The sequence below is a fragment of the Thalassospira mesophila genome, from assembly GCF_002115755.1.
GTDB classification, from domain to species: Bacteria; Pseudomonadota; Alphaproteobacteria; order Rhodospirillales; family Thalassospiraceae; genus Thalassospira; species Thalassospira mesophila.
The window spans coordinates 813,587-837,061 of record NZ_JFKA01000001.1 but is presented as its reverse complement, the minus strand read 5'-3'; the positions used below and the strand labels follow the sequence as shown (position 1 = coordinate 837,061).

The following is a 23,475-nucleotide window of genomic DNA, read 5'->3' as shown; positions in this document are numbered from 1 at the left end:
CCGTTTGAAAGTATGGTATCAGACCGCCCAACACCGTCAGATCACGCGCGGAGCCGATCTACCAGCGTGTCATATTCCGGCATTTTACCGACCGGGCCTAAGGCGGTGACGGTGGGTTTGCCGGTGAGCAGGGCTTCGCCCGCCGCACGGACCTTGTTCAAATCAACGGCTTCGATCTTTTCAATAATCTCGGCGATGGTTTGCGGGCCGCCATGGACCTGAATTTGCCGGGCGAGCGTTTCGCAGCGGGCCGAATTGCTTTCCATGCCCATCACGACCATGGCTTTAAGCTGCGCACGCGCCCGGTTAACTTCTTCTTCGGTCAGATCAACGGTGGCGCGTTTAAGTTCGTCACACATGACGGGCATCAGTTCGCCAAGGTCATCCGGCCCGGTACCGGCATAGATCGAGAACAGGCCGCCATCGACATAGTGCGACGAGAAGCTGTAAACCGAATAAACCAGCCCGCGTTTTTCGCGGATTTCCTGAAACAGGCGTGACGACATGCCGCCGCCCAGAAGGGTGTTGAACACCTGCACGTCATAGAAACTGTCATCGGCATAGGCCACCGTGGGCAGGCCGAAAATAACATGGGCCTGTTCCAGATCGCGCTGTTCAATGCGCTGGCCACCTTCATAGCGCAGCGTTTCCATATCGTGGTCTTCGTGGGTCGGAAGATTGGTGAATTTTGATGAAACCATATCGACGATTTCATTGTGGTTCACATTGCCCGAGGCCGAAAACACCATGCGTTTGGCACTATAGCGCCGCGACATAAAATCAAACAAATCATCGCGCGACAGGCTGGAAACATTTTCAGGCGTGCCGAGAATAGAGCGGCCCAGCGCCTGATTTGGCAGGGCGGTTTCCTGAAAATAATCAAACACGATGTCGTCAGGCGTATCAATCGCCTGGCCGATTTCCTGTAAAATCACCTGGCGTTCGCGTTCCAGCTCTTTTTCATCAAGCGTGGAATTTTGCAAAATATCGGCGATCACATCAATCGCCAGCGCCTGGTCTTCGTGCAGAACCTTGCAATAATAGGCGGTATTTTCGCGCGAGGTATAGGCATTCATCTGCCCGCCCACCGCTTCGATTTCTTCGGAAATTTGCAGCGCAGTGCGTTTGCGCGTGCCTTTAAATGCCATGTGTTCAAGCATATGGGAAATGCCGTTAATATCGGGCGTTTCGTTACGCGCGCCCACATCTACCCATGCACCCAAAGCCACCGACTGCACATGTTCCAGGCGGTCGGTGGCGACAATCATGCCATTGTCAAGCTCGGTCAGCTCGACTGTCATTCAGATATTCTCCTGTTGCAAATAAAGGTCCAACGATCCGATCCCTGCCATCTATCAGGCCGCACGCCGGTTTTTACGAACATGCGCCATCAGGGCAGCGGCATCGTTGGTCATCGGTTCGAGTTTCTCTGGTCGGTCATATAGGTCGGACAGGCGTTCGGGCAAGTCCGGGTATATGCCCGATGCCTGTTTAACGGCATCGGGGAACTTGGCCGGGTGCGCGGTTGCCAGGGCAATCATCGGCACCGTATGGTCGCGGTTGCACGCCCGCCCGGCGGCAATGCCAATTACGGAATGCGGGTCCACCAGTTCACCGGTTTTTTGATAAACATCCAGAATGGCGGCCCGGGTCTGATCATCATCAAGGCGATAGCCATCAAACAGCTCGCGGGCTTTGGCAAAGCGGCCCTGCGACATTTCCATGATGCCGGTTTTGCGAAATTCGGTCATTAATTCGACAATCGCGGCCCCGTCGCGGTCATATAAATCAAACAGCAAACGTTCAAAATTGCTGCTGACCTGAATATCCATCGACGGGCTGATGGTGGGGTGAACCCCGTCCATTTTCATCACGCCCTTGTCAAAAAACCGCGCCAGAATGTCGTTGGAATTAGAACCCACCACAAACTGTTTGATCGGCAGGCCCATTTGCAGGGCGGCATACCCGGCATAAACATTGCCAAAATTGCCCGACGGCACAGAGAAAGAAACCTCGCGGTCAGGCGCACCCAACTGCACACCGGCCCAGAAATAATAGGCGATCTGGCACATGATGCGCGCCCAGTTAATGGAATTAACTGCCGAAAGGCCAATTTCATCGCGGAAGGCATGATCGTTAAACAGCGCCTTGACCAGATCCTGGCAATCATCGAACGAGCCATCGACCGCAAGGTTATGGACGTTATCGGCAATCACGGTGGTCATCTGGCGGCGTTGCACTTCGGACACACGCCCGGCGGGATGCAAAATGAAAATATCGACATTATCGCGGTCGCGGCAGGCTTCAATTGCGGCAGAGCCGGTATCGCCCGAAGTGGCACCCACAATGGTAATGCGCTTGCCGCGCTTTGCCAGAACATGGTCAAACAAACGACCGACGACCTGAAGGGCGTAATCCTTGAACGCCAAAGTCGGGCCGTGGAACAGTTCCATCATCCAGTCATTGGCACCAAGTTGCTTGAGCGGGGCCACGGCGGCATGATTAAACCCGGCATAGGTATCATCAAGAATGGTTTTAAGGGCGGCGTCATCGACAGTACCGGCGACAAACGGTTTTATCACCGCAAAGGCCACGTCGGCATAGTTCATGGTGCGGAACGATTTGATATCGTCGGCCGTAAATTGCGGCCAGGTTTCGGGCACATACAGACCGCCATCGCGGGCCAGACCGGCCAAAAGAACTTCGTCGAATTGCAAGACGGGGGCCGTTCCCCGCGTGCTGATATAACGCACTTGATTGCTCCTGATACAAACAACGGTCCTGCAGCAACGCGACGCGCCACACACAAAACGGGCAGCATCACCATTTCCACAGAATACCGAGTTAGTGCGGACTTACCCCGCCATAGTCAAGGATGAATAGCGGGCATGTGCCCTGCATAACCCAAAATCCGCGCAGACCAAACGAAGGGCACACAAAGCCCGAACAGAGCCGCAACAGGATTAGGGCACGTCGCCCCTGCCCTGCCGGGTCAATCTTCGATGGGAATGCCGTGTTTGCGCAACTGGGCTTCGAGCTTGACCGAGCGGCGGGTGATTTGGCGGTAATTGGACAATAAAATACGCAAGATAGCGCGAATAAAGCGGTCCGATTCGTTAAGTTTATATTCGAACTGACGCCGGGAAATGGCGATAACCACGGTGCGATCGCGCGCGCGCGCCGAGGCCATGCGCGGGGCATCATCGATCAGCGAAAGCTCGCCAAACAGGCCGCCCGGTTCGATATGGCCCAAAACGACCTCTTCGCCGCCGGTGGCTTTATAAATCTCGACCGAGCCTTCTTGCACCACATAGGCGGCACCGCCGGGTTTTCCTTCGCGGAAAATGATTTGTCCCGCTGCAAAGACCTGACGGTCCATTACCTTTGATGACATGTGCCTGTCTGGTCCTGTTCGATGTAACGTATGTTTATTTCGGGTCTGCCCGCTGGCAAGTGTATCGATTATATAATCAAAGAACCAGCCGGCAGAAACAGCATGGCAATAATTTAACCGCCGTAACGGGTTTGCAAATGGGTAATGAATGCCGTGGTTTGCAAAGGTGCCCCGGTTGCCGCGTGCAAAATTTCATCGGTTGTGGCACTGGAACCCTTGCCATGCACATTGGCGCGCAGCCACGTCATCAGCGGGGCGAAATTGCCGATGGCAAGCTGTTCCATCACATCGGGCACCGCTTTGCGCACAGCCGCAAACAGCTGGGCCGCCGCCATTGCCCCCATGGTATAGGTCGGGAAATACCCCCATGCGCCGGACGGCCAGTGAATATCTTGCAAGCAGCCATTGCCATCATCGGGCGGGGTAATGCCCAAAAGCGACTGCATCATATCGTTCCAGGCACCGGGCAAATCGGCCAGTTTCATGTCGCCTTCGATCAGGGCGCGCTCCAGGCGATACCGCAAAATCACATGCGACGGATAAGTCACTTCATCGGCATCGACCCGGATCAGGCCCGGTTCCACCCTTGTGTAAAGCCGATACAGGTTTTTAGCGTCCCATGCCGGGCCATTGCCGTTAAAGGCGGTTTTAAACAGCGGGGCAGCATAGGTTAAAAATTCCTGCGAGCGACTGGCCTGCATTTCAATCAGTAACGACTGGCTTTCATGCATGCTCATGCCGCGCGCCTTGCCCACTGGCTGCATGCGCCAGGCCTCGGGCAGGCCGCGTTCATACATGGCGTGGCCGGTTTCGTGCATCACACCCATGATAGCGCTGGTAAAATCGGCCTCGTTATAACGCGTGGTCAGGCGCACATCGTCGGCCGTGCCGCCACAAAACGGATGATGGGAAATATCAAGCCGGCCATGGTCAAAATCAAACCCGACGGCCTTCATCAGCTCTAGCCCGATGGCATTCTGGGTTGCGACCGGAAACGGACCTTCGGGGGTTAAGGCGGCCGGTTCGGCTTTTTGGCGTTCAATCACGCTGGCGGTAAAATCGGGCAGGAAGGCTTCCAGATCGGCAAACAGGCCATCAATGCGGTCACAGCGCATGGAGGGATCGTATTGATCAAGCAGGGCATCATAAACCGAGCAGCCCAGCGCCTCGGCCTTGGCGGTGCCAGCTTCGATTGACAGGTCCAGCACGGTTTGCAATTTGGGCAACAGGCCTGCGAAATCATTTTCCGCACGCGCGGTGCGCCATGCAACCTCGCACGCGGTGGACGCGCGCGAAATCGCCTCGACCAGATCGCCCGGCACCGCATTGCCATGCACCCATTCGCGTTTCATTTCATGCAGATTGGCGCGCTGCCAGTCGGTCAGGGTTTCGCCTTCGGCCGCGGCCAAAAGGTCGACCAGGGCAGCATCCTTGATCAGTTCGTTGGACATGACATCAAGGGTGGCAAGCTGTTCGGAACGCGATTCTGCTGCGCCATCGGGCATCATGGTTGCCATATCCCAATGCAGCATCCCGCCGATATCCGCCAGAATGTTCATACGACGAAAACGGTTTTCAAGCGCAAGATAGGCTTTGGTCATGGGGGCTCCGCAGCGTTAGGGACAGAAAAAGGGACAAGGACAGAAACTGAATGACGAACAGGCGGGATTACGTAAAATGCCCCGCCCCGGCCCAACGCGGGCAGGAAAAACGGGCGCAAGTTACAATCACACTGAAAACTAGTCTGCCAATGGGGGCGGCTGCAAGGTCAATCCGCTTTGGGCGGGGCCGGGCGACGGTGATAAACGATAAAAATCACCACCAGCGCAACCGCAAGGCAAAACCACGTAATGGCATATTGCAAATGGTTGTTGGGCAAGCTGACATGGGCCTGTCCGCCAATGGGAAAACCGCCGGGGTTGGGTGTGGCGTCGGCTTCGAGGTAATAGGGGCTGGCAAGGTCGCCGCCCGCTTCTTCGGCCATGTGTTGCGGGTCCACATAAAACCACTGGTTTTTCACCGGGTCGTTTTCGGGCTGAGCCCAATGGCGGGGCCGGGCGACCTGCAAAACGCCGGTAACGTCCACCTGGCCGGTTACCTGGCCTTGCGCACGGGTGGCGGGGTCGCGTTTATCGTCGGGCACCCAGCCGCGATTAACCAGAATGATGCGGCCATCGGCCTGTTCAAGCGGCGTAATCACCTGAAAGCCAACGCTGCCCTGCATGGTGCGCGCCATTAAATACATTTCCTGATCATGCAGGAAACGGCCATGGGCGCGAACGGCACGAAAGGACAGGTCGGGATTAATTTCGGTGACGTCAACAGGAAAATCGATCGGCGCCATGCTGGCCTGGGCTTCGCGCTGGGCGATCAGGTTTTCTTTCCAGAACAGGCGTTCCACCTGCCAGACCCCCAACACCAGCAAAATCAGCAATGCCAGACCGGCCGAAATCGAAATTGCGACGGTGGGCCGCGTGTTAAGAAGCGCCATAAAGGGCCTATTCCTGTTCCGTGGTCGAACGGTGACGATATTGCAGGGCAACCATCACCCCTTTAAGCGGCCGCAACAGCAAAAGGGTAACCCCGATCACGGTGGGAAACCACATAACAGCGTGCAGCCACAAAGGCGGTTGGTACGTTAATTCCACCCATAAGGCAAGGGGGACCACCAAAAAGCCAAGGATGAAAATGATAAAAACCGCAGGCCCGTCGCCGGTATCATGGCCGCGCAAATCAAGGCCGCACACATCGCAGCTTTCACGCACAACCAGAAAGCCTGAAAACAACTTTCCCCCACCGCAGCGCGGGCACTTGCACGCAAGGCCGGTGCGAATGGGGGAAAGTGGCGGATAATAATCCAGGGTCATAAGGCCTTTAAAACCTTTGGGTCAGGATGGTGTTTTTTCAACGGTCGCGGGCGTTATTTACCGCCCCAGATATAAACCGAGAAAAACAGGAACAGCCAGACCACGTCAACAAAATGCCAGTACCACGCCGCGGCTTCGAGGCCAAAGTGATGGTCGGGTTTGAAATCGCCGCGATTGGCACGATACAGGCAAACTGCCAGAAACACCGTGCCGACAAAAACGTGAAACCCGTGAAACCCCGTCGCCATATAGAAGGTCGAGGGATAAATACCGCCATCAAAGGCAAAGGCCGCGTGATGATATTCATAGGCCTGACACGACAGGAACGCGATGCCCAGAAGAACGGTAATCGCCAGCCCCTGGACCATATGCTTTTTATGGCCTTCGATGCAGGCATGGTGCGCCCATGTCAGGGTGCAGCCCGACAGCAGCAAAATCAGGGTATTGATAAAGGGCAAGTCCCACGGATCAAGAACTTCGATGCCTGCGGGCGGCCATTGCGTGATGGACGGGTTGAAGTCCAGAAGCGCGCTTTGGAAAAAGGCCCAGAAAAACGCGACAAAGAACATGACTTCGGATGCGATGAACAGCGACATGCCATACCGCAAGCCGATTTGAACAACCGGATTGTGATAGATGCGCGATTCATGAACCACGTCGCTCCACCAGCGGAACATCACAAACAGGATACCGGCAATGCCCATGGCCGCCAGCCAGAAATCGGTCAGCATCCGATCCGAATGCATGAAATAAACCATGCCACCGGTAAACATGCCCGCAGAAAGTGCCGCAATCATCGGCCACGGGCTTGGGTCTACCAGATGGAACGGATGCTTCTGAGCCTGATCACTCATTCCTCGCCCCCCTCAGTCCTTGAATAAATTAATTGTCAAACCACTCATTGCCGGATGCTGGACCTGTCGGATCAGCCTCCGCTCTCACCGGATCTGTCTGTCGCCTGGGCTGCCGTTTTCACGGCGTAAAAGGCAAAAGACAGCTTAATTTCGCTCAAATCCCGTAATGCCGGATCATCGGCAATGGCCGGATCAACAAAAAAGCTGATCGGCATATCCACATTTTCGCCCGGTGCCAGCCGCTGCGCATCAAAGCAAAAGCATGCCAGCTTGTTCACATATCGGCCCGCTTCAACCGGCGTTACGCTATAGGCGGCTTCGCCCGTTACAACCTTGTTCGACAGGTTATGGGCGGCATAAAACGCCATTTTGTTTTCGCCCAGCGCCACCGTCATCGATGCCTGCTCGGGAGCAAATTCCCAATCCATTGCCGGATCAGAACTTGCCCCGAACGATATTTTAATCGTTTTGGCCCGGACGGGCGCATTGTTGCTGCCCGCAAGGCCAGTGGTTTCCATCGCCGCCCCGCCAACCTGCACCACCTGCGCATTGCCACCCGTGCCAGATGCGGCTGCCGGTGTTGCCGGTGTTGCCAGTGCAGGCGTTATCTCGCCGATGGTAACGTCCGCACCGTTGGTGCTGCGCAAACCGAGCGAGGATGCGACCTTGAAGCCCACAAACCCGCCCACCAGGATCGCCGCGAGACAAAAGATCAATCCCCCGATCTTTCTGCCACTTTCCTGATTTCTGCGTTTGCGGCGGGTCATGTCTGTCAGCCGCTCATTTTAAGGATGGTGATCACAAAAAACAAAACGGCAAGCCCGGTCAGTATTCCCAGCAGAACCCAGTTTTTACGCCGGCGACTGGCATAAAAAGCAACGAGTTCTTCGTCGGTCATTTTGCGCTGTTCGGTCATGCGATGAGCCTTTCAAGCCAGATATCGGCAACCATCGCGCCAAACAGCACAAACAGGTACAAAATCGAATAGCCAAACATTTTTTGCGGTGCCTTTTCCTCGGCATTGCGCAAAACACGCCAGGCATGACGTAAAAACCACAGCCCGGTCAGGGCGGCCGTGGCGGCATAAAACACACCCAGCAACCCGGTAAAATACGGCACCAGCGTTACCGGCAGCAGCAAAATGGTGTAAACCAGCATCTGCTTTTTGGTTGCCGCAGGGCCAACCACAACCGGCATCATCGGCACGCCGACCTTGGCATAATCGCCACAGCGAAACAGGGCCAGCGCCCAAAAATGCGGCGGGGTCCACATGAAAATAATCATGAACAACGCCAGCGAATTAAGGTCGATGCCACCGGTAACAGCGGCCCAGCCAATCATGGGCGGAAACGCCCCGGCGGCCCCGCCAATAACAATGTTTTGCGGCGTGCGGCGTTTTAACCACATGGTATAGACAAAAACGTAAAACCCGATCGACACCGCCAGCAAGGTGGCCGCGACCAGATTAATGGCAACTGCCATCACCGTGACCGACACAATCGACAGGAAAATCCCCATCGACAGGGCTTCGTCTGCGGGCACACGCCCGGCCGGTATCGGCCGGTTCATGGTGCGTTTCATGTGGCGATCAATATCGCGATCATACCACATGTTAATCGAGGCAGCAGCGCCACTGGCAACGGCAATGCAGCCAATGGCAACCAGGGCCAGAAACGGATGCAGGTGACCCGGCGCTATCAGCAAGCCAACGGCACCGGTAAAAACAACAAGCGTCATGACACCGGGTTTAAGCAGCGTGAAATAATCACGCACGGTCGAAACCGGAATGCTGGGCACGGTATCAAGGGTCAGCGTCTGATCAAGTGCGGTCTTGCTCATGACAGGTGCGGTCTTCTTTCTGGCTTTGGTGGTTGTCTTTCGCCGGGGTTATCCGGCGAAAGACAAAAGGTCGCATGGCTTATTTAATGCGCGGCAGTTCATCAAAGGTATGGAACGGCGGCGGCGAACTGACAGTCCATTCGAGGGTATCAGCATATTCGCCATACGGGTTTGCGGCCGCTTTCTTACCACGAATAAAGGCGTGTGCCACCACACCAAGGAAGAAAATCGTCGCTGCAAACGAGAGATACGCACCATAAGACGAAACAAGGTTCCACCCTGCAAACGCATCAGGATAATCGGCATACCGGCGCGGCATGCCTGCCAGCCCAAGGAAGTGCTGCGGGAAGAAGGTCAGGTTGACGCCAACAAAGAACAGCCAGAAATGAATCTTGCCACCCAGATCGGAAATCTCGTACCCGGTCATTTTGCCAAACCAGTAATAGAACCCGGCAAAGATCGAGAACACAGCGCCCAGCGACAACACGTAATGGAAATGCGCCACCACGAAATAGGTATCGTGCAGCGGCAGATCCATGCCGGAATTGGCCAGAATAACCCCGGTGACACCGCCAACGGTAAACAGGAAGATAAAGCCGATTGCCCACAGCATGGGCGCGCGCAGGCTGATCGAGCCGCCCCACATGGTGGCGATCCACGAGAAAATCTTGATCCCGGTTGGCACCGCAATCACCATCGTTGCCGCGGTGAAATAGGCACGGGTGTCAACATCAAGGCCAACGGTATACATGTGATGTGCCCACACGATAAAGCCGACAACCCCGATTGCGACCATGGCATAGGCCATGCCCAGATACCCGAAAATCGGCTTGCGCGAGAAGGTTGAAATGATGTGACTGATGATGCCAAAACCCGGCAAAATCATGATGTAAACTTCGGGATGACCAAAGAACCAGAACAGATGCTGATACAGGATCGGGTCGCCACCGCCAGCAGGATTAAAGAACGAGGTGCCAAAGTTACGGTCGGTCAAAAGCATGGTGATCGCACCACCCAAAACCGGCACGGCCAGCAGCAGCAAAAAGGCGGTTACCAGCATTGACCAGGCAAAAAGCGGCATTTTATGCAGGGTCATGCCCGGCGCACGCATGTTGCAAATGGTAGTGATAAAATTAACCGCGCCCAAAATAGAACTGGCACCGGCCAGATGCAGCGCGAAAATCGCCATATCGACCGAGGCACCAGGATGGCCCAGCGTGGATAGCGGCGGATAAACCGTCCAGCCGGTACCGGCACCTGCCCCCACCGCGGCTGACAGCAGCAGCAGGAAAAAGGCCGGAACCAGCAGCCAGAACGAAATATTGTTCAGGCGCGGAAAGGCCATATCCGGCGCGCCGATCATGATCGGCACAAACCAGTTGCCAAAACCGCCAATCATGGCGGGCATGACGACAAAGAACACCATGATCATGCCGTGCGCGGTCACCAGCACGTTAAAGAACTGATGATCCATAATGATCTGGGTTCCCGGATGTGCCAGTTCCATGCGGAACCACACCGAGAATGCCCCGCCGATCAAACCGGCCACCAGCGAGAAAATCAGATAGAGCGATCCGATATCCTTGTGGTTGGTCGACAAAAACCAGCGGCGGAAAAAGCTGGGCGTATGATCGTGATCATGGCTGTGATCGTGATCTTGCGCATGTGTATCGGCGTGAGCCATTGAACTCTCCCTCACTCGGCCGAGGCAACGGAAACAGCGGCCGGCAAGGTCGCCGAGGCAAACTGTTCCTGAGCCGTCTTGACCCAATCTGCGTATTCTTCCTTGGTCACGGCCTTGACCGCAATCGGCATATAAGCGTGATTAACACCACACAGTTCCGAACACTGACCATAAAACATGGTTCCGGCATATTTCGCCGGAATGCGGGTCCAGGTTTCGTTAAGACGACCCGGAACAGCATCAAGTTTAATGAACAGTGACGGCATCGCCCAGCTATGAATCACATCTTCCGATGTCATGATCAGGCGAATGTCGGTGTCGACCGGCAGAACAACGGGATTATCCACATCGAGAAGACGCTTTTTGCCTTCGGCAACGGCTTCATCCTCATCGAGCATCAACGAATCAAAGGTGAAATTGCCATTGTCGGGATATTCGTAGCTCCAGTACCACTGCTTGCCGATGATTTTCAGCGTCATATCGGCATCTTCGACATGGTCTGCGTAATACAGCAAACGGAATGACGGGATGGCGATGACCAGCAAGATCAGAACCGGCACCACCGTCCATGCCACTTCAAGCAGGGTATGGTGGGTGGTCTTTGATGGTATCGGATTGCGCTTGCGGCTGAAGCGAAACGGCGCATAAAGCAGCAACGCCAGCACAACAACGACAACAGCCGTCATCAGCCAAACCAGCAAGATGAAAAAATTATGGCCCTCAACCGCCACTGGCGAAACGGCGTCCTGAAGACCCATCTGCCACGGCTCGGGCTGGCCCACTGCGGCAATCGCAGATGAATCCAGTCCTGTCAGAACTGCCAATCCCAGCAACAAAATGGGAAACAGCATCTTGATCGACATGCGAATCTGCCCCCTCGCATTACAACTCAAGGCATTATTGCCATTTTCGGCGACGCCGAACAGCGTGACATATTCCGATCGGGAAGACCCGATCGCCCCCCGAAAATGACCCGCCATGACATTGGACCGCGGATCGGTCCCGACTTCAAAACTACAAACTCATTAGCCAAGACTAATTCTATTATCCAGACATGCCAAGCATATCGGTATGCGTGGCAAATAGCTTATCTTTTCAACCTGTTCCACAAAAAACCTTGCTGCGGCGCACAAATAAATTTTGTGTTCTGTCATAGGGTTTTAGCTGATTTCATCATTTTTCCAAAACTAAACCTATGGATCAAAAGGAATATTCCCCTTGTAGCAACCCAACCACAACGCCTGCAACCCGATATCGCCCTGCGGTAGCCATAGCAAACAAAGCAATGTGCGCAGGGCGCGCACCGCGCTGTGATCTGAAAAATTTTTGCAAATTCATCTTTTTAGCGCGCCGGCGTTTCGCCGCGTCGCAACCTTGAATTAACATATTATGGTAAGATTTTACCGGATTGCGCGTAAAAGTTTCGCGAATCGTCCGGGGAATTTCGTTTCCAGTCGCCCAAACGCCGCATCATTTCCACCTGCCATCGGCCCCGAACAACAAAAATCGCCTGAAAACCCGCTTTCGCGGTGACACCGCCATTTTTTGCCGCACTGCAATTTAACCGTCGCAAGACCGGCTTGCATGTTCACCGGGCCAGGTCGGGCGGGCATGTTTTTGCGATTTTTGCCCGCTATCTGGTTGTATGGGGGGATTTAAGGGCAAAAACCGGGAATTAATCGCGTTTGCGCCCGCCCTTTTGGCCATTTGGCTGGCCCGGCGCGGAGGCGTGTTGTCATAAAAGGTTGCCGCAGGCGAAAGGTAAGGACAGGTATAATTCGCATTGTCGGCCTTTTTGCAAAATTAACCGGCAGTGTTCCCTTTACATGTCGCTATCTTTCCCCATTATCAAAGCATGACAACCACATCGACAGACTGCAAATCGCCCAAAAGCAATTGCTGGCGCGCCCGCACGAACCTATACAAAAGTTGAAAAACTGACGTTTGGGTATAAGATACGACAGATTTCCGTTATTGAGGTTTGCCTATGGCTCGTCAAAATCAAAAGAAGCTGTTCACTGCCGAAATGCGGCTGTTAAACAAGCTGGAAACTATGAGCGACATCGTATCGCTGCCGGATCCGGCGATTTACGGTGAGGGGCAGGCTCCGGCACAGGCACCCGACCTCTCCTCGTTGCATAATGCGATCGAGGATCTGAAACTGGAGCTTCTGTCTGATATCAAGATCATGATTGACGAGCAGCGCAAGCTGGTTCAGACGCCCGAAGACCAGGGCGATGCCCGCAATGAACTCCGGATGCTGAAAACCGAAATTCGCGCGCTTGCCAACTCGATCCAGGAAACCAAAAAAGAAATCGCCGCCCTTTATACCTCGCCCGATGATACCAGCGGCACGCGCCTGAATATTGTGAAGGGCGAGCTTGACTCGATTGTCGAAGCAACCGAGGAAGCCACCGCCAATATTTTGGAAAATGTCGAAAATATCGACACTGTCGCCCACAATATCCGCTCGGCGGCGACCGATGATTATGTGCAGGGGCTGGCCGACGATATTGTTGAACTGGTGGTCAAGGTGTTTGAATCCTGTAACTTCCAGGATCTGACCGGGCAGCGGATTACCAAAGTCGTTAACACCATGAAATATATCGAGGAACGCGTAAACCGCGTCATCGAGATTTGGGGCGAAGACGACTTTGACGACTTTGACCTGCCGCCAGATCCCAAGGGCCTCGATAACCTTGATAAAACGGTGACCCGTGCGCCGCAAAATCAGGAAAAGAACAACCAGACCGAAATCGACCAGATTTTCTCGCAAGACGAAATCGACGCCCTGTTCGATTGATCGGCGATAACGTCACATCAAGGCAGCATCCTGATCGGGACGCTGCCTTTTTTATATGTGGCGTCTTACCAACCGGCACGGCTCAATGTTTAAAGCGTCCGTCCGGCAAATTCATGCTTCCGGTTTTACAATGTTTTCCACAGGCTGCGGCGGGCTGGTTTGCGCGCGAATATTGCCCCGCCCCTGATCGGTCAGGATTGCATCGGCGATAACGTCAAACAAATGTTCCGCACGCGGGACCAAAACAGGCTGGTCGCCAATCCAGCCAAGGGCGCCCACCAAACCGAAAAGATCGGTGCCATCGATATCGGCACGCGCCATATTGGCCGCCTGTGCGCGCACCAAAAGCTGCGTTCCAGCCGCACGCATCGCAACACAGGATGTATGAAGGGCGGAATCCGGCTCGGCAATGGCGGCAACCATCAGGGCGATCACCCCGCTGTAATTTTGCGTTACCGCCACCGCCTCTCGGAGCCAGAAAACAAGGGCCTGTGCGGAAGAATCTGCCGTTTCAAGATCACGCGCCCTGATCGTTAATTCGTCGAACCGCGCACGAAGCAAGGCTTCAAACAGTGCTTCGCGGGTGGGAAAATGACGATACAGCGTGCCAAGGCCAACGCCCGCCTTGCGGGCAATTTCACGCAATGAAACCTCCGCCCCCTGCGCCATCACGGCATCGCGCGCGATGACAAGCAGGTGGTCATAATTCTTTCGGGCGTCCGCGCGCATCGATCCTCCTTGACAAACGGAACACTGTTCCGTTTATATGGAGCAGTGTTCCGAATAGGAGTATCATACATGCGAGACAAGGAAAAGATATGACATCGACCATGATGAAGGCGGTTCGCCAGCACGCGTTTGGCGGACCCGACGTCCTGCATTACGAGGACGCACCGATGCCGGAATTAAAGGCCGGCGAGGTGCTGGTGCGGGTTCACGCCGTGGGCCTGAACCCGCCGGACTGGTACCTGCGCGACGGCTATAAAATGCTGCCGGCCGAGTGGCGGCCACAGGTTGCCTTTCCTGTCATTTTAGGCACCGACATATCGGGCGCGGTAACAGAGATTGCCGATGACGTGACGGATTTCGCGATGGGCGACGCCGTTTACGCCATGGTGCGTTTTCCCAGCGGCCTTGCCGGGGATAGCCGGGCTTATGCGCAATATGTCAGCGTGCCGGCATCGGAACTGGCAATTAAACCCGCCGGGATTGACCACGCCCATGCCGCTGGCGCGCCCATGTCATTGCTAACCGCGTGGCAATTCATGATTGATCTGGGCCACCGCGAACCAAACCCGCTGCAACCCGCCATGCATCAACCCGTTCCGCTTGCGGGCAAGACCGTGCTTGTTAACGGGGCTGCCGGGGGTGTGGGGCATTTTGCCGTGCAAATCGCGAAGCTGAAAGGGGCACATGTGATTGCCGTGGCATCGGGCAGGCATGAAGCCCTGTTGCGCGATCTTGGGGCCGATGACTTCATCGATTACAGCAAAACCCCACCCGAAGACGTTGCCCGTGACATTGATCTGGTGATCGATGCCGTTGGTGGCCCCACCACAGGGCGTTTCCTGCCCACGCTAAAGCGCGGCGGTGCCTTGTTTCCGATTTTCCCGTTGGGGTTTTCGGGCGAAAAAGAAGCACAAAAGCTGGGCGTTAGCGTTTCGGCAACCCAGGTCCGTTCAAGCGGGGCACAACTGGCCGAGGTTGGTCGTTTGCTTAATGACGGGTCGATCCGGGTGGTTCTTGACAGCACCTTTTCGCTGGCCGATGCGCGCAAGGCACATGAACGCGCCGCCAAAGGCCACATTCAGGGCAAAATCGTGCTTACCGTCGATTAGGGACAAAGGTTCTAAAACCGCACACGCCAACAGAAAGAACAGTGATGATTATTGTTTTAGGGCATGTTGACATCGCCCCATCGGATGTGGACGATTTTTTAAACGACATTGAAGCAATTAACCCCGCCAACAAGGCTGGCAGTGGCTGCCTTTCCTATGCGGTTGCAATCGCAAACCGAAAGGCGGCGCGATTGCTGGTGGCGGAACGCTGGCAAGACCAGCCATCGTTAAGCGCGCATTTGGCCCGCCGGGAAACGGGGGCATTTGTTGGTAAATGGTCGGACAGGATGCAAGGCGAGGTTTTAAAATATGATGCCGCGAATGAACGCCCGCTGATGGCGTAAACCAGAAATATGCCAACGCATCGTTCGGGGTCCTGACCGGCCACGCCATACACAAAAGACGGCCACATCACATGGCCGTCTTTTGCAATTATTCCAAGGCACAAGTCATATCGGATTGGCACGGTTTAAATTACGCGGCCAGAGACGCCAGTTTTCGTTCCGGGGATCGGTCCATCCGCCAGCTGATCAGGGCCAGAACCAGCCCGCCTGCGGTAATTGCGGCGGCCACCAGCGGCACCCCGGCCAGGCCCGGCCCGTGGTCAATGGCGACACCGCCCAGCCACGCGCCACCGGCATTACCAAGGTTGAAAGCCGCAATGTTAATCGAGGATGCCAAACTTGGCGCGCCTTCGGCCTTGGCCAGAACCCGCATTTGCAACGGTGGCACGGTTGAAAATGCCGCCGCGCCCAAAACCCCGACCGTGATGATGGCGAATATTTGATTATCAAGCGCGTAGGTCAGCACCACCAGCACGACCGACAAAAACACCAGCGACCCGATCAGGGTGGCCATTAACCGGCGGTCAGCCAAGCGCCCGCCATACAGGTTGCCAATAAACAGCCCCACCCCGAATAACAGCAAAATCGGCGATACGGCCGCATCGGAAAAACCGGCGACTTCGGTTAATAACGGGGCGATATAGGTAAAGGCGGCAAACACGCCGCCAAAGCCCAGCACCGTAATCGCCAGCCCCAGCAACACCTGCGGACGTAGCAGGGCCTTCATTTCGGCAGCAACATTGATGGTGGTGTGTTTTTTATCGCGCGGCACCAAAAATGCGGTCGCGATCAAGGCCAGAACGCCAATCACGGTCACGGCCTCGAACGTGGCGCGCCAACCATACATTTGCCCCAGCCAGGTGCCAAATGGCACGCCCAGCACGTTGGCAACGGTCAGCCCGGTAAACATAATGGCAATGGCCGATGCCTTTTTTTCCCTGGCGACAAGGTCGGTGGCAACAACGGCCCCAATGCCAAAAAACGCCCCGTGGGCAAAGGCGGCAATGATACGCGCGATCATTAACGTCGCGTAATCAGGGGCAATGGCACACAGGAAATTGCCGATGATAAAAACCGCCATCAAAAACAGCAGCACATTTTTTCGCCGCCATCTGCCGGTAAAAACCGTCAGAACCGGGGCACCCACAACCACGCCAAGGGCGTAGCCGGTAACAAGAAGCCCGCTGCTGGACAAGGACACATCAAGATCGCGTGCCACATCAAGCAGCAAGCCCATAATGACGAATTCGGTCATGCCGATGCCAAAGGCACCGGCGGCAAGCGCATAGATTGCTAAGGGCATAACAAAGCCTTTTGGTTGATACTTTACATGGCTTGCACTATGGCTTTTTTGCTTTGATGTGACTATAATTCAACAATTATAATTAGTTTGGAATTTTATTCGCAAATGTTACCGAACCGGTCGGGCGAAATGGAAGTGTTTTTGCGGGTTGCCGATGCGGGCAGTTTTTCGGCCGCCGCCCGGCGGTTGCAGCTTACCCCGTCGGCAGTAGCAAAACTGATTGCGCGGTTAGAAGAACGGCTGGGGGCGCAATTATTTGTGCGATCCACCCGTAATTTAAAATTAACCCGCGAAGGCCATGCCTATTACCACGATGCCAGCCGCATATTGGAAGATATCAACACACTGGAAGCCCGGCTCGCCCATGACAGCGCCACGCCGCGCGGGGCCATTCGCGTTAATGCCACCATTCCGTTTGGCAACCATGTGCTGGTGCCCGTCCTTGGTGGTTTTTTGGAAAAATACCCCGAAGTCACCATTGATTTAAGCCTGACCGACGATGTGATTGATATTCTGGATGAACGTGCCGACATTGCCATTCGCAGCGGCACGCTCCGCGATTCACGCTTGCTGGCACGTAAACTGGGCGTAAGCCGCCGGGTGATCATTGCTGCACCATCTTATATCGAACGCCACGGTCGCCCGCACACCCCGGCAGAGCTTGAAAACCATAATTGCCTGAATTTCAATTTTCGCCGCGCACAAGACCAATGGGCGCTGAACCAGACCGGAGGTGACGGGAACGATAACAGCGGCGGTCACGACGACCCCGGAGCGCGAACCGGCAATTTGCAGGTTAATAACGGTGAAACCATGCGCCAGCTTGCCCTGGCCGGGGTTGGCATTGGCCGCCTCGCCCGGTTTCATGTTGGCGAGGATATTAAACAGGGGCGGTTGGAATCCTTGTTCGAAGACGGGGTTGAGCCGGAATTTGAACAGATCCATGCCGTGTTTGTCGGCCAGCGGCAAATGCCGTTACGGATGCGGGTTTTTCTGGATTATCTGGCGAAAAATATCAGCATCGAATAGGTCAGAACATCCCGACCTGCACGGGGTGACACACGGTCAGGCGTGACCGGCTTCGCCCGACAGCAATTCGGGGGCAAAGCCCAGCTTGGCAAAGGCACGTTGCCATTTGTCTTCGCAATCGGTGCCAAACAGCAAGTCGGCATCGGCATCCACATGCAGCCAGCCATTGGCACGAATTTCGGTTTCCAGCTGGCCACTGCGCCACCCGGCATAACCCAGGGCAAGAATGCTGTTATGCGGGCCTTTATCAAGCGCGATATTTTCCAGAATATCGACCGTGGCGGTTACCGATACATCACGGTCCACCTGCAAGGTGGCGTCGTTGTGGAAATCGTTGGAATGCAGAACAAACCCCCGGCCCGATTCAACCGGCCCGCCAAAATGCACCTGAATATCGGAAATGGTCGAGGCCGGGCGCACAATGCCGAGTTGTTCGAGCAATTCGGGAAAGGTGATGGAATCGATCAGGCGGTTTACGACAATGCCCATGGCACCGTCTTCATTATGCGCGCACAGATAGACCACACTTTGGGCAAACCGCGGATCGCGCATACCGGGCATGGCAACCAGTAGCTTGCCCGAAAGATATTCTCCGTCGTTGCCTGCATATGCCATTTTTGCGCCATCCTCATTCACTGAAACTCAAGACTACCGCGTTCTGACGGGTCAAGCCAAGCATGGTGTTAAAAATTCACACCCACCTGCTCTTAATCAAGCCGCCTGTTTTGTATATGGGTATAATCCGCTGTTCAAACCAGTCCGGTTTTAACGGCCCGCCTTCGTTGACGCCGCAGTAACATGTTCGTGGCTTGCATTGAACCATTCATCGTCGTACCCCTGCCTCGCTGACCCATTTTCCAGGAATGTCTATTGTGACCAAGCGTATTTTTGCCGTTTTGATGTTGATATTGCTGCCCCATCTGGCACAGGCCGCAACGGCACAAAGCGCCTGGCAGGACGAGGATTTTGCCTCTGTCCGCGTTCTCAGCGCGCGCGACGGTATCAAGGATGTTCACAGCCTGCGCCTGGGGCTGGAATTTTCGTTGCAGCCGCACTGGAAAGTATATTGGCGCAGTGCCGGTGATGCCGGTTTTCCACCGAAAACAGACTGGACCGGGTCAACCAATATTGACGCAACCGGCACCACCATGTTGTGGCCAGCGCCGGTTCGTTTTTCCATTTTCGGGCTGGAAACCTTCGGGTATGAAAACCGGGTTATTTTCCCGATAGATGTTCCGGTACTTGACCCGTCCCAACCGGTTGATCTGCATTTATCGGTGGATTATCTGGCATGTAGCGACATTTGCGTGCCCGCAACAGCGGTTTTAAACCTGAGCCTGCCTGCCGATCGCGCCGATATTTCCAGCCACGCCCACGAAATTGAAAAATTCGCCGCCAAAGTTCCGCTTCGCGGCGACAATTTGCCAATCGGGGTTTCCGACATTTGGGAAAACAGCGATGCCGGGGCGCATGGGGTGACCGGGACCAGCGGGGACAGCGGGGACAGCTTCCTTGATATTGCCCTGCGCGATGTTGCGCCCGATGTCACACCCGATATTCTGGTCGAAGGCAAACCAACCGACAGTTTTGGCCCACCGTTGCCCACCGGCCAAACCATAAACGGTGCGCCGGTTTACCGGTTGACGATCCATAACAATGCCAAGGCCGCCAGTTTTGCCGGGCAACATGTAACCGTTACCGTTCTGGCGGGCGATTTGGCCGTTGAACAGCCCGTTACCATTGGCACCACCGCACCGACCGGTTTGATAACAAACAATGGTGCAGGCGGCGGCACCGCGGCGACGGCAAGCCCCGCCCCCAAGGCTGCTGTCGGGCAAAGCCCGGCGATGGCGTGGTGGGTTATTGGCGGGCTGGCCTTGCTGGGCGGGTTGATCCTCAATGTGATGCCATGTGTGCTGCCGGTTCTGTCGATCAAGGTGATGGGGGCGATTAAACTAGGGGCCGAAAACCGGGCCAGTACCCGGCGCGGGTTTATCGCCAGTGCGCTGGGCATTCTGGTGTCGTTCTGGATTATTGCCGGGGCGTTAGGCATCCTTAAACTGGCGGGCGGGTCGATCGGTTGGGGCATTCAGTTTCAGCAACCGCTGTTTTTAACGGTGATGACCATCATTGTGGTGCTGTTTGCCTGCAATATGTTTGGCCTGTTTGAAATCAGCGCCAATCGATTAAACGACCTTGCCAACGACACCATTGACCATCACCAGCCCCGCACCGGCGACAGTCAAACTGGCAAGGAGGGCATGGGCGGGCATTTCCTGACCGGGATGTTTGCCACTTTGCTGGCCACACCGTGTTCTGCGCCATTTTTGGGCACCGCCGTTGGTTTTGCCCTTGCCGGAACCATCTTTGATATTTTCTGGATCTTTACGCTATTGGGCGTTGGCTTCGCCCTGCCCTATTTGCTGATTGCGGCGCGCCCGGAAATTGCCCGCCTGTTGCCCAAACCGGGCCGCTGGATGGCGGTGGTTAAATTTGTGCTGGGGCTGGCACTGCTGGGCACGGCAATTTGGCTGCTTGGCGTGCTGGCCGGGCAAATTGGCCCCAACGGGGCGATTGTGGTCGGCGCGGGCCTTGCCCTTGCCAGCGGGTTGATCTGGTGGCGGCATAAAACCAGCCATGCCAAACGCAAGCCGTTACTGGCAGGTTTTGCCACCCTTGCGGTGCTGGTTGCCCTGTTTGCGCCGGGTTTTGCCAAGCCACCGGCAAACAGCGCCCGAAATGCCGACACGCAGGCCAGCGGAGACACTGGACTGCCGTGGCAAAGCTTTGCCCCCGACCAGATCGCAAAGCTGGTGGCACAAGGAAAAACCGTGCTGGTTGATATTACCGCCGACTGGTGTGTGACCTGTCAGGTTAATAAACGCCTGGTGATTGATACCGCCGATGTTCGCGCCGCCCTTGATGGCGACAACATTGTGCTGATGCAAGGCGACTGGACCCGGCCTGACCCGGCAATTGCGGCGTTTCTTGCCAGCTATAACCGTTATGGCATTCCGTTTAATGCCGTGTTTGGCCCGGCCGCACCCAACGGCATTTTGATGTCGGAATTGCTCAGCAAGGATCAGGTTATTTCGGGCATTGCCACGGCAAGCGGGGCCAACGGCCTTGCGAAAAACTGATTGCCATCACACCTGTTTGGAAGCTGCTGGCCCTGAAGGGTTTTTTAAGTCATTCTAGAAAGCAGCAATGCAAACCCTGCCGGGCCTTACACCGGTAATCCATGTCCGCATAAAATGCGGCATTTAAAACGGAGAAACGCCATGACCATCGCCGAAGGCGCAACGCTACCTGACGTCGTATTGCACCGTGCCACTGCAGATGGCCCCGAAGCCGTCCAAAGCAAGGATCTGTTTTCTGGTCGCAAGGTTGTTCTTTTTGCCGTTCCCGGGGCCTTTACCCCGACCTGCTCGATCAAACATCTGCCGGGTTTCATCAACAAGGCCGAAGAGATCAAAGCCAAGGGTGTGGACGAAATTTTCTGCCTTGCCAGCAATGATGCCTTTGTGATGCAGGCATGGGCCAAATCGGAAAATGTTGGCGATGCCATCACCATGCTGGCCGATGGCGATTTGAATTTCACCAATGGCACCGGCCTGAAACTGGATTTGCGCGGCAAGGGACTTGGCGAACGCGCCAACCGTTATGCCATGGTGATTGACGACAACAAGGTTACCCATCTTGCTGTTGAAGAACCGGGTGCATTTGATGTTTCAAGTGCAGAATCTGTTCTGGCTTCGCTGTAAGAAAAACAAACCGCGACGCACAGAGGGTGCCCTTGCGCGCCCTTGTAAATATCAAACAGGCCGAACCGTCATATATGCGGTTCGGCCTGTTTTGTTTGATAGACCTGTCGCTTGGCCAAACCGCGCATCACACCGGCACCGATATATCCATCCCGGCCTGATCTAAAACCCGGCAAAGTCCGTTAGGAAGGCGAATTAACGCGGCAGCATTACCGGAATAGCATCTTCGCGGCTGTTAAATTCGCATTCAAAAACCGGTTTGATGCTGCGGGCCAGATAGTGAACCACACCATCGCGAAATTCGCTTTTGATTGGTGACCAGCTGATAAAAACCCCGCCGCGACCATCATAATCGCGAATGTCGCGGTCCTTCATCAGCTCGCGAAAAACTTCGCCCAAATCCGCGGCATTGCCTGCCAAAAGCCAGCCCGGCTTTACCCCGCCATGCCACACCAGATAAACCCCGCCAACACCGTCGATCTTTAAAGGCGTCAGATCATCAAGCATATAAAGGCGATAATAATCGCCGCGCGGGCTTGCGCGCCACTTGATATCCTGGGCCTTGGCCTGTGTGGCGTTATTTTTGGTTGTTGACCAAAATGCCATAATCCATTTCCTCCAGAACACCCGGGCACGACCAAACCCGCCCGAATGTTCGTTTTCCATCTACCAGCAGCAAATCCCGCCCCGGCGGGCGCATGCCACAAAAGCAATAATGCAAGGCTGTCGCGTTACATCACCCTCCCCTTAAGAAGGATCTGCTTATTTTCGATATTGGCAGTTTGGCGCGGAAATGAAAGGCTTAATCAAACAATTTGTCGATATCGTCCTGGCTGATCCCTTCGCCTTCCATCTGCGGACCATTCAAAAGATCGGCATCTTCGTGTTTGACCTCGTCTTCTTCCTCTTCGGACATGGGCAGATCGGCAAAGGCATCCTCGCCCCAGATCAGGATCATGTTGTGAACCCGTTTTTCAACGAATTCCAATGTGTTAACCACTTTGTTGATGCGCTGCCCGGTAATGTCCTGAAAATTACAAGATTCGAAAATCTTGGTAACGATGAACGCGATCTGTTCGACATGGTCGGCCACAAAATCGCTGGTGGCGGAATTTTTCAGCGTCATCGCCAGATCGTCGATCTGTTCGGCCGATTCCAGAATGGTATGCGTCGCCATTTCGGTATCTTTGACGATCGCGTCAAGTTCACTGGCCGCCGTAACCAGCCGGTCATCCGATGCTTTGGGATGGCGCAAGGCGGCAATCTGAATTTTCGCCTTGTGAATATGTTCGTTCATTTCCTGAATCTGGCCACGAATCAGCTCCAGATCATCGCGGTCGGGCTCGCTGGCACCGGGGCGACTGGAATGCGACGGGCGGCTCGACACCGGTTCTGGCAAAATATCAAGCGGTTCGTCATTGGCGTTACTGCCAGCCGGCGCAATATTGCCAGCCCCGGCACCGGGCGCAATGGCCACACCCTGGGCAATCGCATTGCGCAGCTGGGCCATTTCGGCCCGCATTGCCCGAATTTCATCTAAAACAAGCTGATTATTGCCCCCGTCTTTGGCGACAGGAGCAGCTAACTGTGATGGCGCAGGCACTTCGCCGGCCCCAAGCCCGGTTTCAAGAGACGGATCAAAAAATGACTCCGACCAGTCTTCTTCAACGACAGGCCCCTGACGTTCGCGCAAACGTCGTTCGGCTGTAAAAATTCTCTGCACGGGACGCGTCATAACAGTCTCTTACCTCCGCCG

Annotated in this window: 23 protein-coding genes; 6 read left to right on the top strand and 17 right to left on the bottom strand. The window is 55.2% G+C overall.

Annotation, left to right across the window (positions count from 1 at the left end; all coding sequences use genetic code 11):
• Positions 1-41: 41 nt before the first annotated feature.
• The 12 genes from TMES_RS03710 to coxB all read right to left on the bottom strand — a co-directional run bounded on the left by TMES_RS03710 (position 42) and on the right by coxB (position 11,501).
• Positions 42-1,301, bottom strand: a complete 1,260-nt coding sequence (locus TMES_RS03710; protein ID WP_085579473.1) for a M16 family metallopeptidase — start codon at positions 1,299-1,301, stop codon at positions 42-44.
• A 54-nt stretch (positions 1,302-1,355) separates the two neighbouring features.
• Positions 1,356-2,753 carry a threonine synthase gene (gene thrC / locus TMES_RS03705; protein WP_085579471.1) on the bottom strand — a complete coding sequence of 466 codons (1,398 nt, stop codon included), beginning with the start codon at positions 2,751-2,753 and terminating at the stop codon, positions 1,356-1,358.
• A gap of 239 nt (positions 2,754-2,992) precedes the next feature.
• On the bottom strand, positions 2,993-3,394 hold the full coding sequence (locus TMES_RS03700) for a cyclic nucleotide-binding domain-containing protein (RefSeq protein WP_085579469.1): 402 nt from the start codon (positions 3,392-3,394) through the stop codon (positions 2,993-2,995).
• Positions 3,395-3,507: 113 nt separating this feature from the next.
• Entirely contained in the window at positions 3,508-4,995 is a 1,488-nt protein-coding gene (locus tag TMES_RS03695) for a carboxypeptidase M32 (protein WP_085579467.1), read from the bottom strand.
• 167 nt (positions 4,996-5,162) lie between these two features.
• Positions 5,163-5,885, bottom strand: a complete 723-nt coding sequence (locus TMES_RS03690; RefSeq protein WP_085579465.1) for an SURF1 family protein — start codon at positions 5,883-5,885, stop codon at positions 5,163-5,165.
• A 7-nt stretch (positions 5,886-5,892) separates the two neighbouring features.
• Positions 5,893-6,261 (bottom strand): DUF983 domain-containing protein, encoded by a 369-nt coding sequence (locus TMES_RS03685; RefSeq protein WP_085579463.1) that lies wholly within the window; start codon positions 6,259-6,261, stop codon positions 5,893-5,895.
• Positions 6,262-6,314: 53 nt separating this feature from the next.
• The gene (locus TMES_RS03680) at positions 6,315-7,115 is read right to left on the bottom strand and encodes a cytochrome c oxidase subunit 3 (protein ID WP_085579461.1); all 801 of its coding nucleotides are present in this window, start codon (positions 7,113-7,115) and stop codon (positions 6,315-6,317) included.
• 71 nt (positions 7,116-7,186) lie between these two features.
• Positions 7,187-7,831 carry a cytochrome c oxidase assembly protein gene (locus TMES_RS03675; protein WP_158091180.1) on the bottom strand — a complete coding sequence of 215 codons (645 nt, stop codon included), beginning with the start codon at positions 7,829-7,831 and terminating at the stop codon, positions 7,187-7,189.
• Positions 7,832-7,887: 56 nt separating this feature from the next.
• Positions 7,888-8,031 (bottom strand): hypothetical protein, encoded by a 144-nt coding sequence (locus TMES_RS22745; RefSeq protein WP_158091179.1) that lies wholly within the window; start codon positions 8,029-8,031, stop codon positions 7,888-7,890.
• Entirely contained in the window at positions 8,028-8,954 is a 927-nt protein-coding gene (locus TMES_RS03670; protein ID WP_085579457.1) for a heme o synthase, read from the bottom strand. The genes TMES_RS22745 and TMES_RS03670 overlap by 4 nt, the downstream gene beginning before the upstream one ends.
• 79 nt (positions 8,955-9,033) lie before the next feature.
• On the bottom strand, positions 9,034-10,638 hold the full coding sequence (gene ctaD, locus TMES_RS03665; RefSeq protein ID WP_085579455.1) for a cytochrome c oxidase subunit I: 1,605 nt from the start codon (positions 10,636-10,638) through the stop codon (positions 9,034-9,036).
• A gap of 11 nt (positions 10,639-10,649) precedes the next feature.
• Positions 10,650-11,501, bottom strand: a complete 852-nt coding sequence (gene coxB, locus TMES_RS03660) for a cytochrome c oxidase subunit II (protein ID WP_085579880.1) — start codon at positions 11,499-11,501, stop codon at positions 10,650-10,652.
• 1,124 nt (positions 11,502-12,625) lie between these two features.
• Here coxB and TMES_RS03655 point away from each other — a divergent pair.
• Complete coding sequence (locus TMES_RS03655; protein ID WP_085579453.1) at positions 12,626-13,441, top strand: hypothetical protein; 816 nt, start codon at positions 12,626-12,628, stop codon at positions 13,439-13,441.
• Between the two features lie 111 nt (positions 13,442-13,552).
• Here the strand turns inward: TMES_RS03655 and TMES_RS03650 are convergent, their stop codons facing one another.
• Positions 13,553-14,170, bottom strand: coding sequence for a TetR/AcrR family transcriptional regulator (locus tag TMES_RS03650; protein ID WP_085579451.1), 618 nt, complete (start codon positions 14,168-14,170; stop codon positions 13,553-13,555).
• Between the two features lie 89 nt (positions 14,171-14,259).
• On the opposite strand from TMES_RS03650, the gene TMES_RS03645 reads away from it, so the two are divergent.
• Both TMES_RS03645 and TMES_RS03640 read left to right on the top strand, forming a co-directional pair.
• Positions 14,260-15,279: an NADP-dependent oxidoreductase gene (locus TMES_RS03645; protein ID WP_085579449.1), complete on the top strand. Its 1,020-nt coding sequence runs from the start codon at positions 14,260-14,262 to the stop codon at positions 15,277-15,279.
• Between the two features lie 44 nt (positions 15,280-15,323).
• Complete coding sequence (locus TMES_RS03640) at positions 15,324-15,623, top strand: putative quinol monooxygenase (protein ID WP_085579447.1); 300 nt, start codon at positions 15,324-15,326, stop codon at positions 15,621-15,623.
• Between the two features lie 130 nt (positions 15,624-15,753).
• Here the strand turns inward: TMES_RS03640 and TMES_RS03635 are convergent, their stop codons facing one another.
• Complete coding sequence (locus TMES_RS03635) at positions 15,754-16,926, bottom strand: MFS transporter (protein WP_085579445.1); 1,173 nt, start codon at positions 16,924-16,926, stop codon at positions 15,754-15,756.
• 105 nt (positions 16,927-17,031) lie between these two features.
• Here TMES_RS03635 and TMES_RS03630 point away from each other — a divergent pair, with 105 nt between their 5' ends.
• Entirely contained in the window at positions 17,032-17,955 is a 924-nt protein-coding gene (locus tag TMES_RS03630) for a LysR family transcriptional regulator (RefSeq protein WP_085579878.1), read from the top strand.
• A 36-nt stretch (positions 17,956-17,991) separates the two neighbouring features.
• Here the strand turns inward: TMES_RS03630 and TMES_RS03625 are convergent, their stop codons facing one another.
• Positions 17,992-18,570: a YqgE/AlgH family protein gene (locus TMES_RS03625; RefSeq protein ID WP_085579443.1), complete on the bottom strand. Its 579-nt coding sequence runs from the start codon at positions 18,568-18,570 to the stop codon at positions 17,992-17,994.
• A 257-nt stretch (positions 18,571-18,827) separates the two neighbouring features.
• On the opposite strand from TMES_RS03625, the gene TMES_RS03620 reads away from it, so the two are divergent.
• Both TMES_RS03620 and TMES_RS03615 read left to right on the top strand, forming a co-directional pair.
• Entirely contained in the window at positions 18,828-21,095 is a 2,268-nt protein-coding gene (locus TMES_RS03620; RefSeq protein ID WP_245835188.1) for a protein-disulfide reductase DsbD family protein, read from the top strand.
• A gap of 141 nt (positions 21,096-21,236) precedes the next feature.
• A complete protein-coding gene (locus tag TMES_RS03615) occupies positions 21,237-21,719 on the top strand; it encodes a peroxiredoxin (protein ID WP_085579439.1) in 483 nt (160 codons plus the stop codon).
• 195 nt (positions 21,720-21,914) lie between these two features.
• Here the strand turns inward: TMES_RS03615 and TMES_RS03610 are convergent, their stop codons facing one another.
• Positions 21,915-22,325, bottom strand: a complete 411-nt coding sequence (locus tag TMES_RS03610; RefSeq protein ID WP_085579876.1) for a hypothetical protein — start codon at positions 22,323-22,325, stop codon at positions 21,915-21,917.
• A gap of 196 nt (positions 22,326-22,521) precedes the next feature.
• Positions 22,522-23,454 (bottom strand): protein phosphatase CheZ, encoded by a 933-nt coding sequence (locus TMES_RS03605; protein WP_085579437.1) that lies wholly within the window; start codon positions 23,452-23,454, stop codon positions 22,522-22,524.
• Positions 23,455-23,475 lie beyond the last annotated feature (21 nt).